This window comes from Leptolyngbya sp. 'hensonii' (assembly GCF_001939115.1).
Lineage (GTDB): Bacteria > Cyanobacteriota > Cyanobacteriia.
This window is the reverse complement of the sequence record NZ_MQTZ01000004.1, coordinates 22,923-38,454: the sequence shown is the minus strand read 5'-3', so window position 1 is coordinate 38,454 and position 15,532 is coordinate 22,923. Positions and strand designations below refer to the sequence as shown.

General features: G+C 53.1%; 11 protein-coding genes. 8 read left to right on the top strand and 3 right to left on the bottom strand.

The genetic code is table 11. From position 1 onward, the window contains the following. Positions 1 to 284: 284 nt before the first annotated feature. The 4 genes from gltB to gltD all read left to right on the top strand — a co-directional run bounded on the left by gltB (position 285) and on the right by gltD (position 7,267). On the top strand, positions 285 to 4,877 hold the full coding sequence (gene gltB, locus BST81_RS02100) for a glutamate synthase large subunit (protein ID WP_075596897.1): 4,593 nt from the start codon (positions 285 to 287) through the stop codon (positions 4,875 to 4,877). Positions 4,878 to 4,989: 112 nt separating this feature from the next. Continuing rightward, complete coding sequence (locus BST81_RS02095) at positions 4,990 to 5,229, top strand: hypothetical protein (RefSeq protein ID WP_075596896.1); 240 nt, start codon at positions 4,990 to 4,992, stop codon at positions 5,227 to 5,229. Continuing rightward, complete coding sequence (locus BST81_RS02090) at positions 5,229 to 5,648, top strand: putative toxin-antitoxin system toxin component, PIN family (protein ID WP_075596895.1); 420 nt, start codon at positions 5,229 to 5,231, stop codon at positions 5,646 to 5,648. The genes BST81_RS02095 and BST81_RS02090 overlap by 1 nt, the downstream gene beginning before the upstream one ends. Before the next feature lie 134 nt (positions 5,649 to 5,782). Further along, positions 5,783 to 7,267 (top strand): glutamate synthase small subunit, encoded by a 1,485-nt coding sequence (gltD, locus tag BST81_RS02085; RefSeq protein WP_075596894.1) that lies wholly within the window; start codon positions 5,783 to 5,785, stop codon positions 7,265 to 7,267. 76 nt (positions 7,268 to 7,343) lie between these two features. Here the strand turns inward: gltD and BST81_RS02080 are convergent, their stop codons facing one another. Then, positions 7,344 to 7,925 carry a hypothetical protein gene (locus BST81_RS02080; protein ID WP_075596893.1) on the bottom strand — a complete coding sequence of 194 codons (582 nt, stop codon included), beginning with the start codon at positions 7,923 to 7,925 and terminating at the stop codon, positions 7,344 to 7,346. A gap of 345 nt (positions 7,926 to 8,270) precedes the next feature. Further along, positions 8,271 to 9,956, bottom strand: a complete 1,686-nt coding sequence (locus BST81_RS02075; protein WP_075596892.1) for an NAD(P)H-quinone oxidoreductase subunit 4 — start codon at positions 9,954 to 9,956, stop codon at positions 8,271 to 8,273. A gap of 649 nt (positions 9,957 to 10,605) precedes the next feature. Between BST81_RS02075 and BST81_RS02070 the strand changes: the two genes are divergently transcribed. Further along, positions 10,606 to 12,135, top strand: a complete 1,530-nt coding sequence (locus BST81_RS02070) for a bifunctional metallophosphatase/5'-nucleotidase (protein ID WP_075596891.1) — start codon at positions 10,606 to 10,608, stop codon at positions 12,133 to 12,135. 529 nt (positions 12,136 to 12,664) lie between these two features. After that, complete coding sequence (locus BST81_RS02065) at positions 12,665 to 13,318, top strand: cytochrome c oxidase assembly factor Coa1 family protein (protein ID WP_171974637.1); 654 nt, start codon at positions 12,665 to 12,667, stop codon at positions 13,316 to 13,318. Here the strand turns inward: BST81_RS02065 and BST81_RS02060 are convergent. Continuing rightward, positions 13,315 to 13,620, bottom strand: coding sequence for an IS1 family transposase (locus BST81_RS02060; protein ID WP_075596889.1), 306 nt, complete (start codon positions 13,618 to 13,620; stop codon positions 13,315 to 13,317). The genes BST81_RS02065 and BST81_RS02060 overlap by 4 nt on opposite strands. A 563-nt stretch (positions 13,621 to 14,183) precedes the next feature. Here BST81_RS02060 and BST81_RS02050 point away from each other — a divergent pair. Continuing rightward, positions 14,184 to 14,744, top strand: a complete 561-nt coding sequence (locus BST81_RS02050) for a hypothetical protein (RefSeq protein ID WP_253188052.1) — start codon at positions 14,184 to 14,186, stop codon at positions 14,742 to 14,744. A 294-nt stretch (positions 14,745 to 15,038) separates the two neighbouring features. Beyond that, positions 15,039 to 15,428, top strand: coding sequence for a DUF305 domain-containing protein (locus BST81_RS02045; protein WP_075596886.1), 390 nt, complete (start codon positions 15,039 to 15,041; stop codon positions 15,426 to 15,428). Positions 15,429 to 15,532: the final 104 nt, after the last annotated feature.

Here is a 15,532-nt window from a genome sequence, read left to right as displayed (position 1 = left end):
GTACGGGAGATCTACTGGAATCAGGGCGACCTGCTGTATGTTTTCTCTAACACTGGACTTTTGTATTTTTCGAGTCGAGTTTTCTGGTGATCCCCGAAATTATTGCGAGATGTAAATCAGCAGATCTGACGATTTCCTTAAGACCTGACCTCTGCAGGCTAACCTCATTAGAAAATCCAGACTAAATTATCTAGAATTAGGAACTCCTTATTTTCTGGATTTAGGCTCTGTCCCATTGCCCATTCCGTTCCGCTGCCCAATTTCGTTTCGCCACTACTAGCACAATGCAAAGCAACCAACTGCCACCTAACCAGGGACTATACGATCCACAGTTTGAGCACGATGCCTGTGGCGTCGGGTTTATCGTTCACATGAAGGGAAAGCCCTCCCATGCGATCGTGGAACAGGCGCTGACCATCCTCCTCAACCTTGATCACCGGGGAGCCTGTGGTTGTGAAGCCAACACTGGCGATGGCGCTGGGATTTTGCTGCAAATCCCCCACAAGTTCCTGCAGAAGGTGGCAGCGACAGAGCACATCATCCTGCCGGAGGCGGGTCAGTATGGGGTGGGGATGATCTACGCCTCTCCTGATCGGGCTGCTCGGGAGCAGGGACGGCGAATTTTCGAGGCGATCGTGGCTGAGGAAGGACAGCAGGTCATGGGTTGGCGGGATGTGCCCACCAATAATGAACCCCTGGGAAACACGGCCAAATCCAGTGAGCCGTTGATGCAACAGGTGTTTATCCAACGCAATCCCTTGCTGGTGGATGACCTGGCTTTCGAACGCAAGCTCTACGTGATCCGCAAGCTGACCCACAATGCCATCCGGGTGCCGGGGATCGATCCCTGCTGGTATCCCGCCAGCCTCTCCTGCCGGACGATCGTCTACAAGGGCATGCTGATGCCGGTGCAGGTGGGGCAGTACTATCCCGACCTTCAGGATCCGGATCTGGAAAGTGCCCTGGCCCTGGTTCACTCCCGCTTCAGTACCAATACCTTCCCCAGTTGGGAGCGATCGCACCCCTACCGCTACATCGCCCATAACGGGGAGATCAACACCCTGCGGGGCAACATCAACTGGATGCATGCCCGTCAGTCTCTGTTTGAGTCGGAGCTATTTGGGGATGACATCAAGAAAGTAAAGCCGGTCATTAACGTAGACGGCAGCGACTCCACCATTTTCGACAATGCCCTGGAGCTGTTGACCCTGGCGGGTCGGTCCCTGCCCCACGCTGTGATGATGATGATCCCCGAACCCTGGACGGCCCATGAGTCCATGAGTGACGAGAAGAAAGCCTTCTATGAGTACCATTCCTGTCTGATGGAGCCCTGGGATGGTCCGGCGTCGATCGCCTTCACCGATGGCACCATGATGGGAGCAGTGCTCGATCGCAACGGCCTGCGCCCCTCCCGCTACTACGTCACCAAGGATGACCTGGTGATCATGGCCTCAGAAGCCGGAGTGTTGCCGATTGAGCCCGAACGGGTAGCCCTGAAGGGACGGTTGCAGCCAGGTCGGATGTTCCTGGTGAATATGGAAGAGGGGCGCATCATTGCTGACGAGGAAATCAAGCGCAGCATTGTCACGGCCCATCCCTACCGGGATTGGGTGAACCAGCACCTGGTGGATCTGGCCCAGTTGCCCGATGCCCCCCCAGCAGCCCTCACCAGCGATCAGATTCCCGCCATTCAGCGGCAACTGGCCTTTGGCTATACCTTTGAGCAACTGCGGCTGTTGATGGTGCCCATGGCGCGGGATGGGGTGGAGGCGGTGGGGTCCATGGGAGCCGATACGCCCTTGGCTGTGCTGTCCGATCGGCCCAAGCTGTTATATGACTACTTCCAGCAATTGTTTGCCCAGGTGACCAATCCCCCGATCGACTCGATTCGAGAAGAAATCATCACCTCTGCTGAGACGACGATCGGGGCGGAGCGCAATTTGCTCAAACCGGAGCCGGAAAGCTGCCATCTGATCAAACTGAAAACCCCGATTCTGAGCAATGAAGAACTGGCCAAACTGAAGCATCTTACAACTGGGGATTTCAAATCCATCACCCTGCCGATTCTGTTTGATCCGAAAGCGGGGGTGCAGGGTTTGGAAGCGGCCATGGCCGATCTTTGTAGCAAGGCAGACGCTGCGATCGCCGCTGGGGTCAGCATCCTCATCCTCAGCGATCGGGGGGTGGATGCAGCCCAGGCTCCCATTCCAGCTCTGCTGGCGGTGGCCGGTCTGCACCACCACCTGATTCGGGAGGGCAGTCGGACTCGAGTGGGGTTGGTGCTGGAGTCAGGGGAACCCCGTGAGGTGCACCACTACGCCACCCTGATCGGCTATGGCTGCGGAGCCATCAATCCCTATCTGGCTTTTGAGACGATCGAGGACATGATCCAGCAGGGTTTACTGGTCAATGTCGAGTACAAAACCGCCTGCAAAAACTACATCAAAGCCGCCACCAAGGGGGTGATTAAGGTGGCCTCCAAGATTGGCATCTCGACCCTGCAGAGCTATCGAGGGGCTCAGATCTTTGAGGCGATCGGGCTGAATCGCGCTGTCATCGATCGCTACTTTAGCTGGACCGCATCCCGGATCGAAGGAGCGGGCCTGGACATCATCGCCCAGGAAGCCATCCTGCGGCACAGCCATGCCTTCCCCGATCGGGAGGTGAACGGCCATACCCTGGATGTGGGTGGGGAGTACCAGTGGCGCAAGGATGGGGAAGCCCATCTGTTCAGCCCGGAAACTATTCACACTCTGCAGCAGGCAGTCCGCACGGGTCGCTATGACCTGTTCCAGAACTATGCAGCTCTGGTGAATCAGCAGAACCAGAAGTTCTTTACCCTGCGGGGGCTGCTGGAGTTTAAGCCCAGGGAGCCGGTGCCCCTGGAAGAAGTGGAGCCGATCGAGGCGATCACGAAGCGCTTCAAGACAGGAGCCATGAGCTATGGCTCGATCTCGAAGGAGGCCCACGAAGCCCTGGCGATCGCCATGAATCGGATTGGGGGCAAATCCAATACCGGCGAGGGGGGAGAGGACCCGGAACGGTACACCTGGACGAATGAAGCTGGGGATTCCAAGAACAGTGCGATTAAGCAGGTGGCGTCAGGTCGGTTTGGGGTCACAAGTCTGTATCTCTCCAAGGCTAAAGAAATCCAGATCAAGATGGCCCAGGGGGCCAAGCCTGGAGAAGGGGGCCAGCTTCCTGGTGGGAAGGTCTATCCCTGGATTGCCAAGGTGCGCCATTCTACTCCTGGTGTGGGGCTGATTTCGCCGCCGCCCCACCACGACATCTACTCGATCGAAGACCTGGCAGAATTAATCCATGACTTGAAGAACGCCAATCGGGATGCCCGCATCAATGTCAAGCTAGTGTCCGAGGTGGGGGTGGGCACGATCGCCGCTGGGGTCTCCAAGGCCCATGCCGATGTGGTGCTAATCTCCGGCTATGACGGGGGCACGGGAGCCTCACCCCAGACCTCGATCAAGCATGCGGGTCTGCCCTGGGAACTGGGGCTGGCCGAAACCCATCAGACCCTGGTGCTGAACAACCTGCGATCGCGGATCGTGGTGGAAACGGATGGTCAGTTGAAAACAGGGCGAGATGTGGTGATTGCGGCCCTGCTGGGAGCCGAAGAGTTTGGCTTCTCCACAGCTCCCCTGGTGACCCTGGGCTGCATCATGATGCGGGTTTGCCACCTGAATACCTGTCCGGCAGGGATTGCCACCCAGAATCCCAAACTGCGGGAGAGTTTCGTCGGCGACCCCCAACATGCGGTTAACTTCATGCAGTTCGTGGCCCAGGAAGTGCGGGAACTGATGGCTCAGTTGGGTTTCCGATCGCTGAATGAGATGATCGGTCGCACGGATGTGCTGGAACCGAAGCAGGCGGTAGAGCACTGGAAAGCCAGAGGGATTGACCTGTCGAAGATTCTCTATCAGCCGGAAGTGGGGCCGGAAGTGGGGCGTTATTGCCAGATGCCCCAGGACCATGGTCTGGAGAAGTCCCTGGATATGACGGTGCTGCTGGATTTGTGCCAACCGGCGATCGAGAAAGGAGAAAAAGTCACTGCTACCTTACCGATCAAGAATACCAATCGGGTTGTGGGGACGATTTTGGGGAACGAAATCACCAAACGGCACTGGCATGGGCTACCAGAAGATACGGTACATTTGCATTTCCAGGGCAGTGCGGGCCAGAGCTTTGGGGCGTTCGTACCCAAGGGCGTCACCCTGGAACTGGAAGGGGATGCCAACGACTACGTGGGTAAGGGGTTGAGTGGAGGCAAGATCATTGTCTATCCTCCGGCAGCTTCAACCTTTGTGGCTGAGGAAAATATCATCATTGGCAATGTGGCCTTCTATGGGGCCACGGCTGGGGAAGCCTATATCTCTGGGGTAGCTGGGGAGCGATTCTGCGTCCGCAACTCTGGGGTGAATACGGTAGTCGAAGCTGTCGGAGATCATGGCTGTGAATATATGACCGGCGGCAAGGTGGTCATCCTGGGTCCCACAGGGCGCAACTTTGCGGCTGGGATGAGCGGGGGCATCGCTTACGTTCTGGATGAAGCGGGGGATTTTGCCACCCGTTGCAACACCCAGATGGTGGGTCTGGAGCGGCTGGAAGAGCCGGAGGAAATTGCCGAGGTGCGCCAGTTGATCCAGCGTCATGTGGACTATACCCAGAGTAAGAAGGGGACGATCGTCCTGACAAACTGGGAGGCAATGGTGCCGAAGTTTGTCAAGGTGATGCCCAGGGACTACAAGCGGGTGCTACAGGCGTTGAAGAATGCCCTGGCTGCTGGCCTCAGTGGGGATGATGCCCTGGCTGCTGCCTTTGAGGAAAATACCCGCGATGTGGCCCGCATTGGGGGCGGTTGATCCTCGCTCTTGGCTGTGAATCTTGTAGGGTGAACCCTACCCACCCTACTGAAAAATCAATATAGTCAGGAATCAGGGGTGTAAAAATACAAATTCGACTGACAGAAGAGAAATGCCATTACTAACATTAACCAACGAACAAGTAATTGAGCTACTTCGACAACTACCGAGTCAACAGCAAATTGAAGTATTCAGGTATCTGCTCCTGAATCAGTGGGGAGAATGGGAATCTATTTCTACTTACGGTGCGGGCAAGATCAGGTCAGTGGCGCAAGAGCGAGGTTATGACTGGAATACTATGACTGAGGCAGAACGCGAGGTTTTTATTGATGAAATTGTTCATGAAGAATAGTGAAGTACACGGCTGTTTTTGATACCAACATCTTGCTTTCTGCTTTACTCTCACAAAATGGTAATCCATTCCGATGTTTAGCCTTAGCAAAGATTGGTCAGGTAGAATCAATAACCTGTGAAGAAATTCTAAATGAGTTTACCGAAAAACTACTGATTAAATTTAAGTTTTCTGAGGAAGCAACACAATCTGTTGTTGAGGAAGTTCGAAGACTTTCTTGTCTAGTAAGTATTTCTAAAACTCTCAAAGTTGTCCCTGATGATGCTGATGATGACATGGTGATTGAATGTGCAGTAAATGACAATGCAACTCACATTGTTACTGGAGATAAACACCTTTTATCCTTAACGAATTATCAAAATATTGCGATCGTAAAAGCTTCTGAATTTATTGCATTGCATAGGGAACCCTCATCATGACTCTTGAGCTTTATCACACTGCTGCACTAGCTTTTGACCTGCCAGAATATCAATTTAAGGCAGGCGACGTTGCCGCATTAATTGTTCTCTCCCCATCTATTCAAATTCCTTAATCATCCACCAGAAACACTACTATGGGAAAACCAACCGGCTTCATCGAATACCTGCGGGAATCGCCCTCTGAACTGGCTCCCCTCGATCGCCTCCGCAATTGGGACGAGTTCCACTTGCCCATGCCGGACGATCGCCTCCGCACCCAGGCGGCCCGCTGTATGGACTGTGGCACCCCCTTCTGCCATACCGGGACCCTGATCAGCAACATGGCTAGCGGTTGCCCGATCAATAACCTGATTCCGGAATGGAATGATCTGGTGTATCGCGGCCTCTGGAAAGAAGCCCTCGATCGGCTGCACAAGACGAACAACTTCCCGGAGTTCACGGGGCGGGTTTGTCCGGCCCCCTGTGAAGGCTCCTGTGTTCTCGGGATTCACAATCCTCCCGTGACGATCAAAAATATCGAGTACTCGATCATTGATAAGGGTTGGGAGGAAGGCTGGATCACGGCGGACCCGCCGACCAAACGCACGGGCAAGAAAGTGGCCGTGGTTGGCTCTGGCCCTGCCGGATTGTCTGCTGCAGCTCAGCTCAATAAAGCTGGCCACTGGGTGACGGTGTTTGAACGGGCCGATCGACCGGGGGGACTGCTCATGTATGGTATCCCCAACATGAAACTGGATAAGGAACAGGTGGTGCTGCGTCGCCTCAATGTCCTGGAGGAGGAAGGGGTGAAGTTTGCCTGCAACACTGAGGTCGGCAAGGATTTGCCAGTGGAGACCCTGCTGCAGGAGTTTGATGCAACCATCCTTTGTGTTGGAGCTACCAAACCCCGGGATTTACCGATCGAAGGCCGGGATCTGAAGGGTATTCACTTCGCCATGGAGTTTCTCACGGCCAACACGAAGGCAATCCTCGATCGGCATCAGAACAGGGGTTTCATCTCTGCTGCAGGCAAGGATGTCGTGATCATTGGTGGGGGGGACACCGGCACCGATTGTGTTGGCACTTCCCTGCGCCATGGGTGTAACAGCCTGGTGCAACTGGAAATTCTGCCCCAACCCCCAGCAGAACGGGCTGCGGACAATCCCTGGCCGGAATGGCCCAAGGTCTATCGGATGGACTATGGCCAGGAAGAAGCTGCCGCCCAGTTTGGCGACGATCCACGGGTATATCTCACGACTGCCACGAAGTTTGAAGGGGATGCAGACGGGCAGGTCAAGGCCGTCCACACCGTGCAGGTAGAATGGACGAAAAACGAGAAGGGACAGTTTATTCCCAAGCAGATTCCGGGCACGGAAAAAGTCCTCCCGGCCCAACTCGTCCTGCTGGCCATGGGCTTCCTGGGGCCCGAACAACCCCTGCTGGATGCCCTGGGCCTCGATCGAGATGGCCGCAGCAACATTAAAGCTGACTATGGCAAGTACAATACCAGCATTCCCGGAGTCTTCGCGGCTGGAGACTGTCGTCGGGGGCAGAGCCTGGTGGTCTGGGCCTTCAATGAGGGACGTGGGGCAGCCCGAGAATGTGACCTCTATTTGATGGGCCACTCTGATTTGCCTTAAGGGAACCGGAGGTTTTCCTTGGTGGCTCTGCATTGCTTGATGGCCTCAACCGCAGAGACATTGGACTGCTGAGTGCTTAACTCTGATCGGTCCTGCTTTTGCGTTGGGTCGCCTGTTTGCTGCTGGGTGTACTGTCAGACCGGGGTTGGGTGGGGGTCGATCGACTTCTTGGGCTTCTTATTTTGGCTGGGGGAGATCCTGGCGCAGGTAAGGGGGCATCAACTCGAAAGGTAGGAGGAGCTTCCACGATCGCTGTAGATGCGCTCACAGCCTGGACCACCTGCACCCCTGAGCTTTCATCCTCCTTACGGGCAGGTTCGGTTCTGGCTCTCCGCTGTCGTCTGGGAGCAACCCCAGTTTTTGCATCGGCCTGTTTTGTCGGGCTGTCTCGTCTGGATTCTACAGCAATGTACCGTCTCAGAGACCAGGAACTGACGCTGATACCCATATGTTCTGAAAGCAGCGCAGCAATTTCACTGTAGCTGTATCCTTTAGCCATCGCTGTCCTGACAGATTCTGCCATTTCAGTAATCGCTTCTCTTAAAGACAAATGGTCTTTTTCCTTGTTCGGTAATTCGCGCAGAAATAAATCAACCTGCTCCAGGGTTGACTTATGAACTGATTTCGATCGAGAGGTGGATTGTGGACCTGATGCCATGGTCAGTACCTCACAGGAATAAGTTTGAAGGAAGATCAACAGCAATAGCTGGAAGAATAAATGACAACGCCAGTCAGAATGTTTGTCATCATCTCTTAAAAACTGAAACTTAAAATGCGCTATGCAATAGCAGGCTTTATAACATGAAAATTGACAAAATTTTTTGCATTATCTTATAGTGCCAGGTCAGGGGAGGTGAGGGAAAGTGTGGACCTACCCACCCGGCACCCCGACTTTACCCACATGCCTCCGGTGCTCAATCAATAAAGGTGCAGAAGAGAATCTCCTCTGCACCTCCCATCTTCAGGGTTATGAAGACTGGCAGTTCTTTTCCAGAAGCCGACTTTATCGAGAAATGCCTATCACCGTTGCAACTTTAGCCGCTCTCACTTGAGGGATAACGAGGCTCGAAGCATAGATTTGAGGATTTTCCTGAGCAATCTGGGTGTAAGACTGACGAACTTGAGCGTTCACCGCCACCGTTTTCACGTCATACATCTGGGTGGCTAATTTTGGATAAAATCCAATCCCCACAATCAGCATCAGGAAGCAGGCTGCAATAAAAATTTCCCGAGGGCTGGCATCTGTATACTTGGCGTCAGCCGGAAGAACGCAGTTAGTCCCAAAACAAACCGCTTCCTGGTTACTCTGGCCCTCAGCACCGGGGGTGATCAGGTCACAAGTGGGAGCAGTTCCAGACCCATAGAACACCTGTCGCAGCATGGAGAGCAGGTAAATCGGGGTCAGAATCAGACCAACGGCTGACAGGAAAATGGTCACAATGCGGAAGGATGAACTGTAAATGTCGCTGGTGGCCATACCCACGAAGACTGACAACTCACCCACAAAGCCACTCATCCCAGGCAGGGCCAGAGAAGCCATTGCCCCCATTGTGAACAGGGCAAACACTCGGGGCATGACCTGACCAATCCCTCCCATCTCTTCCATGGTCAGGGTGTGGGTCCGATCGTAGGTGACGCCAGTCAGGAAAAACAGCACGGCAGCAATCAAGCCATGGGAAATCATCTGTAACATGGCCCCGCTCATGCCCACATCGGTGTAGGAGGCCACTCCCAGTAACACAAACCCCATGTGGGAAATTGAGGAGTAGGCCAGACGCCGCTTCATGTTGGTCTGGGCAAAGGAGTTGAGGGCTCCATAGATAATGTTGACGACCCCCAGAATCGCCAGAATCGGGGCGAAGTAAATATGGGCATCGGGGAGAAGCTCCAGATTCAGGCGAATCAGCCCGTATCCCCCCATCTTCAGGAGCACGCCTGCCAAAATCATCGAGACGGGAGCAGAAGCCTCACCGTGAGCATCGGGCAGCCAAGTGTGGAGCGGGAAAATTGCCAGTTTGACCCCGAAAGCAATGAGTAAACCGGCATAGAGCAAGAGTTCCAGGGCGATCGGATAATTCTTCAGGCCCAGCTCAACCATATCAAAGGTAATGGTATTGCCATAGAACGCCATGGCCAGCCCTGCTATCAGAATGAAGATAGAAGCAGCGGCAGTGTAAAGCAGGAACTTGGTAGCGGCATAGCGGCGTTTCTGGCCACCCCAGATACAAACCAGCAGGTAGACCGGAACCAGTTCAACTTCCCAGGCAATAAACAGCAAGAGAATATCTTGGGCCACAAACACCCCGATCTGGGCAGAATACAGAACCAGCATCAGGAAGTAGAAAAGGCGGGGCTTCAGATTCACCTGCCAGGCCGCAAAAATGGAGAGGGTGGTTACCAAACCCGCCAGCAGCACTAGGGGAACAGACACCCCATCGACCGAAACAGCCCAATTTAAACCGAGTTGGGGTACCCAGGCATACTTTTCTGCGAGTTGAAAAGTAGCACTGCCCGCATCGTAATGCTTCCAGAAGGCATAGCACATCAAAACAAAATTCGCGATCGCCACACTCAGGGCATACCATCGCACCTGTTTGCCGTTTTTATCGGGCAACACGGGGATGAGCAGGGAAGCGACGAGTGGGAGCAGCACAATCGCAGTCAGCCAGGGGAATCGATCGTCTGTCATGGGAGTGAGCAAAAATGCTTATCGTTGATACTGCTATTTTACTAACCTTTGTAAAGATTAGTGCACGAGTTTTTACATGAATTGCCCACACAACCCATTTTGATCCGGCTCTGAACAGGCAGACAGTTTAAGCGGTAACGACTACAAACCTGGCCTTTGGGCTGGAAATCCACCGCTCCAACTCCCTTTTCCGCAAAAGATAGTAAAGCGCCAATCCCATACGGGACCGGCGCTTTACTTGTGTTTATAGAAATTTATCGTTAAGGTCTTTATTCGGGCTGACCTCATTTCATGTCTCTACAATACCCAGGGAAATGGGGTAAGTATGGACTTCTTTATGTTTTCTTCAGATTTACTTTTGGTACGAATTGCAAATCATCCTAACGATTTATATCTACTTTGCCCCGATGTCCTGGTTCAGCAGGATGTTCCTTTCCCAAGGTGGGCTACTGTGTACCCATAATCCCCTCCCAGGAGGGGATTTCACGCGAGTCTGCTGACTTGAGCCAACCTTTTCAGAGATCTGTATACGCGGTAGCAAGGTGGGGGAGCAGTGCTAAACGCCATATTGTTAAGAGTAGAATGATCCCCCTTTCCTGTCCTATAGTGAAGCATTGCAGGACTGAAGCAGGCAAAGGGGCAGCAATCAATGGTTAACCAGGTTCAACGATGGGGACTGGGATGGGGCATTCTGTTGTCCCTGGGTTTTGCGGCTCCCACCTGGGCTGAAATTGTCCCCATCAATCTCCTGCATTTAAATGATGTCTATGAAATTACCCCGGTTCAGGGGGGAAAACGGGGAGGATTAGCCCGCGTGGCCACTATCCGAAAACAGCTTTTGCAAGAAAATCCCCGTACCTATACCTTGCTGGCCGGTGATTTGTTCAGCCCTTCGGCTCTGGGGACCGCCAAAGTTAAGGGGGAGCGTCTGGCCGGACGGCAGATCGTGGCGGTGATGAACACCCTGGGGCTGGACTATGCCACCTTCGGCAACCACGAGTTTGATTTGTCCGAGGCGCAATTTCTCCAGCGGCTGCAAGAATCGACCTTTCGCTGGTTCTCCAGCAATGTGACAGATGCTAGAGGAGCCCCATTTCCCGGTGTACTGCCCCAGGTGATTCTGACGGTGAAAGGAGAACGGGGCGATCGGGTCCGACTGGGCTTGATTGGCCTGACCTTACCAGCCAACCAGACGGACTATGTGCGTTATCAAGACGTGTTGGCCAGTGCCCGCAAACAAGTCAAGACCCTGCGCGGAAAGGTAGACATTCTTATCGCTGTGACCCATCTAGCGATCGAGGCCGATCGGCAACTGGCGGCGGAATTACCTGACATTGACCTGATCCTGGGGGGCCATGAGCATGAGAACATCCAGCAATGGCGAGTCGTCAATCGACTGCAGACGACCAAAGGCTGTCCCCGCAGGATGACGCCCATTTTCAAAGCCGATGCCAATGCCGTCACAGTCTATATCCATCGCCTGACCTACGATACGGTACGGCGCTGCCTTGCCATCCAATCTACCTTGCAGGCGGTTACTGCCGACATTCCAGAAGACAGTCGGACGGCGGCATTGGTCAAGGACTGGCTGGAACAAGGATTTCAGGGTTTTCGGGCCGATGGATTTGAGCCCACGGAGGTGGTCGCCACCACTTCAGAGGCTCTGGATGGGCTGGAGTCCACTGTGCGAAATCAGGAAACCCAACTCACCCGGCTGATTGCCCGATCGCTCCTGAGATCGGTGCCACAGGCGGAGCTGGCCATCTTCAACAGTGGGGCCATTCGAGTCGATGATGTGCTGCCCCCCGGACCCATTACCCAGTACGATGTGATCCGAATTTTGCCCTTTGGCGGCAAAGTCCTTACGGTAAATCTGCGGGGAGATATTTTGCAGCAGGTGCTGGATATGGGGCAAGCCAATCGGGGGAGTGGGGGCTATCTGCAGACGGCCAATGTCAGCCGTTCTCCTCAAGGAGAGGGGTGGTTGATTCAGGGCCAGCGGCTGGACCCCCAGCGCGCCTATCGGGTGGCCATCAATGATTTCCTGGTCAGCGGGCGCGAGCAGAACCTGGGGTTTTTGAAGCTGGGCGAACCAGGCATTGAAGCGCTGGCCACGGGAGAGGATATTCGCTTTGCCCTGATGCGGGAATTGCGATCGGGCCAGCAGATCCAGCCCTGATTGAACTCCTGACGACAACTGGAGCGGGAGTCACGACAACTTCTCTATTTCTAACGATCGCTTGAGTGGAGGTCATGACAACTTGAGTGGAAGTCACGATCGCTTGAGTGGAAGTCACGACCGCTTATCCATTCCTGACGACAACTGGAGTGGAAGTCACGACAACTTGAGTGGGAGTGACGATCTCTGCTCTCAAACCCACCCCGGCCCTGCGGGCCACCCCTCCCAGGAGGGGAGAAGCGGATTGCCTGACAAATCTTTTAGCGTTAGTGGGGTGAAACGAAGTGAACCCCACCGCCAACCCAGTTTTTGCTAGCCCGAAAAAGGGAGAAGGGGAGGCAGATTCAAAGTCCCTCTCCTGCTCTGGAGCAGGACTTTGAGGAAAGGATTATAAAAGTGGGATGCACTCTTCCCTACAAAGGAACGGAAACAGTTATCAAGCTTTGGCATACCTCTTCATATGCCAGAAATACAGTTGATTATCAGAAGGACGATCAAGCCGATCAGAATTGGAAAACTGGAGAGCGTTATGACCCCTGGAGTATTCATTTTTATTAGCATGATCTTTTATGTGACGTCTTCTTATTCTCTACAGAGATTGTGTAAAAAGCTAGAAATCAAACCTACCTGGTTATCATGGACACCGTTTAGTCCAGTTTTGATGTACAAAGCTGGTGGTCAAGCATGGTGGTGGTTCATCCTGCTTCTTTTCCCTTTTATTCAATTCATTGCGCTAATAGTATTGCTGATTGCATGGGTCAGAATTTTTCAAAGATCAGGGTGGAAACTGGCGATTGTTCCACTGATTTCTTCTATTTTGTTTGAAGTCAGTATAGGTGGAAGCATATTGTTATTTATTGTCAGTTTTATGACTTCTTCACCTCCCTATAAAATGGCTGTAGAACAGGTGAAGCAAAACTCAATGGTGGTAGAAAGCCTGGGAAAACCAATTTCGACAGGGTGGTTTGTGCAAGGTAATTTGACAACTTCCTTTGATGGTGGTTCAGCTTGTCTTGTCATTCCTGTTTCAGGCTCTAAGACTAAGGGAGAAATCTATGTTGATGCACAACAGCAAAACGGTGAATGGAATTTTCGTGAATTAGTTGTGGAAGTAGAGGGGCGTAATGAGCCGATCGTTTTAGCGGCTCCTCCTCCAGGCTCTCAAGGTTCTTTATGTTTCTAAATTTGCTGCCTGACAATGCCATTGGCCTCTAACCTTTGGGTCTTGTCTTTGCCGATGTAGGGGAGAATTTCAGGCGGTAAGACCCGTTCGTAACCTCCCCAATCATCACTATTCCATGGCTTACACTCTGTCTTTCCTTCCGTGTTGAGCACCAACGATTCGATCAACTCATCCGTATGTTTGCCAACTCTAGCAGCTAAAATCACGCCACTGGAATTTGACAGACTCACCTCAATCCAGCAATTCCCCACCTCTAATTCTTCTGGGAGGTATTGCTTTTGTTTCTTGCTACAAATGACCATAACTCATTCGCACTCACTGCCTCAGTTTGCACCGCTTGGATTTCAGCATTATGGACCCATTGGGCCTGCTGACTGGCGGCACAAACAAGGCTGAGAACAGTGTTATAGGCAAGTCCACTGGTGTGGCTAATGCCTCGTAGACTACTCCCTAGTGCCTTCCGGCAACGCTGCGCGAACGCTATGGGCCTGGTCGTGTCAAACCGTTCATTGAACGTCTGCTGGCACTGGAGGCAGAAGTACCGTTGGCCTCCGTTTGGAGGTTTACCATGTTTATGAGTATTGGGATGACCACAACGCAAACCTTCCAGAGGTTATGCTTCGGAGTAAATGTCTCTCTACTTTACTCGACCCACCAGGATTTGACGCATAACCCTCAAACCCATCCCTACCCCTCCCAGGAGGGGATTATGAGTACACAGTAGCCCAAAAAGGGAGAAGGGGCTGGGGGATGAGGGCTAGAGAGCATCACTGCAAAAGTGACAGGCTTCCATATTTTGTCTCAATATAGCGATTGTCCATATCATTACTACAGAAAAAAGCTTGAGTAGACTGGAGGCATCGTCATGGTGGTTTTGAAGCTCCTGGGTCATGCCCTGGGCACAGTGGTCATGTACTGGGGTCTGGTGCTGCTCCTGCTTGCACCCTGGTTGCTGGTGCTGCTCCTGGTGCTGCTGACCAACCAGATCTGGAACAGGGTCACAGGCAGAGAGGAGGAATGGACCTGGTTTTTCGACTGGACTGAGGCCATCATGCAGCGGATCCATCAGATTAAGTTCGAGTGGATTGGCTGGTTGCCGGGAATGGCGATCCAAACCTGGTATGCTGGCCATGCAGCCCATCTGGTGCAGACTGCCAGCGCTGGAGTTGCGATCGAGATGGCGATCGCTCTCAATCTGGCGGGAGTGCTGGGAATGGTGCTGGCGTCAGTTATTTCCTACTGGCTCTACACTCAAGTGGTTCAGGTCAGCCTGGGCAGGTGGGTATATGGCCTGGTGGGAGGACTGTCCTTGAGTGCCTATTTTGTGCTGTTGCAGCAACCTGAGATGGCATTGAGATTGAGTCAAGGTTGGACACGGGTATTTACAGCGGTTCTGGCTGCATTTATTGAATCCCTGCTACAGTAGTCCTTGGTGAACTGGGGTTGGGTAAGTAGGTCGGCACAATTAAATTAAGGATGAGAGTCGGGGTGAAGGGGGCGTGCCCCCAGACCCCCTTCTTATAATTAATCTCACCCGATTACTTAGGCATTAATATACTTCATGCACCAACACTGCCCTCACCCCCGGCCCCTCTCCCAGAGCGGGAGAGGGGAGAAATTAAGCGTTAATGCCCCTTCTCCCCATTGTGGGAGAAGGGGGTGGGGGATGAGGGGAAAGGGATTGGTGTGCCAAGTATATTGTTGCCATTACTTAAAGGTTATGAAGCAAGTTGTTGTGAAGACTAAGTTTTTACCACTGGTCATCGCTACGATCGCCACCATGGGTAATGGTCTAACTGCCTGTTCAAATCCCCACACCCAACTTCAGACAACCAATCCCGTTGCCACCGATGCTGGCTCGAAGCCAGCCACAGATCATGCCAACATGGATCACAATGCCATGGATCTGGGTGCTGCCGATGCAGACTTTGATTTGCGCTTTATGAACGCCATGATTCCCCATCATGAAGGTGCAGTTGCAATGGCAAAAGATGCGCTCACCAAAGCCCAACATCCTGAGTTAAGGCAATTGGCGAATGAGATTATCGCCTCTCAACAGGCAGAAATTGACCAGATGAAACAGTGGAGAAAAACCTGGTACGGCAAGTAGGCTCCATCCTGATCGAGCCAGCTCCATCGCCCATGCAAGCACTATTTGCCCCGATTTAGGAGTTGCGATCGGACTCTTTGACGAACCCCTAACAGATCCAACCC

Bases quoted from the DNA above. Each gene is read 5' to 3' on its own strand.
- gltB (WP_075596897.1), top strand. From the start codon at position 285: ATGCAAAGCAACCAACTGCCACCTAACCAGGGACTATACGATCCACAG.
- BST81_RS02095 (WP_075596896.1), top strand. From the start codon at position 4,990: ATGCCATTACTAACATTAACCAACGAACAAGTAATTGAGCTACTTCGA.
- gltD (WP_075596894.1), top strand. From the start codon at position 5,783: ATGGGAAAACCAACCGGCTTCATCGAATACCTGCGGGAATCGCCCTCT.
- BST81_RS02080 (WP_075596893.1), bottom strand. From the start codon at position 7,925: ATGGCATCAGGTCCACAATCCACCTCTCGATCGAAATCAGTTCATAAG.
- BST81_RS02075 (WP_075596892.1), bottom strand. From the start codon at position 9,956: ATGACAGACGATCGATTCCCCTGGCTGACTGCGATTGTGCTGCTCCCA.
- BST81_RS02070 (WP_075596891.1), top strand. From the start codon at position 10,606: ATGGTTAACCAGGTTCAACGATGGGGACTGGGATGGGGCATTCTGTTG.
- BST81_RS02065 (WP_171974637.1), top strand. From the start codon at position 12,665: ATGACCCCTGGAGTATTCATTTTTATTAGCATGATCTTTTATGTGACG.
- BST81_RS02060 (WP_075596889.1), bottom strand. From the start codon at position 13,620: ATGGTCATTTGTAGCAAGAAACAAAAGCAATACCTCCCAGAAGAATTA.
- BST81_RS02050 (WP_253188052.1), top strand. From the start codon at position 14,184: ATGGTGGTTTTGAAGCTCCTGGGTCATGCCCTGGGCACAGTGGTCATG.
- BST81_RS02045 (WP_075596886.1), top strand. From the start codon at position 15,039: ATGAAGCAAGTTGTTGTGAAGACTAAGTTTTTACCACTGGTCATCGCT.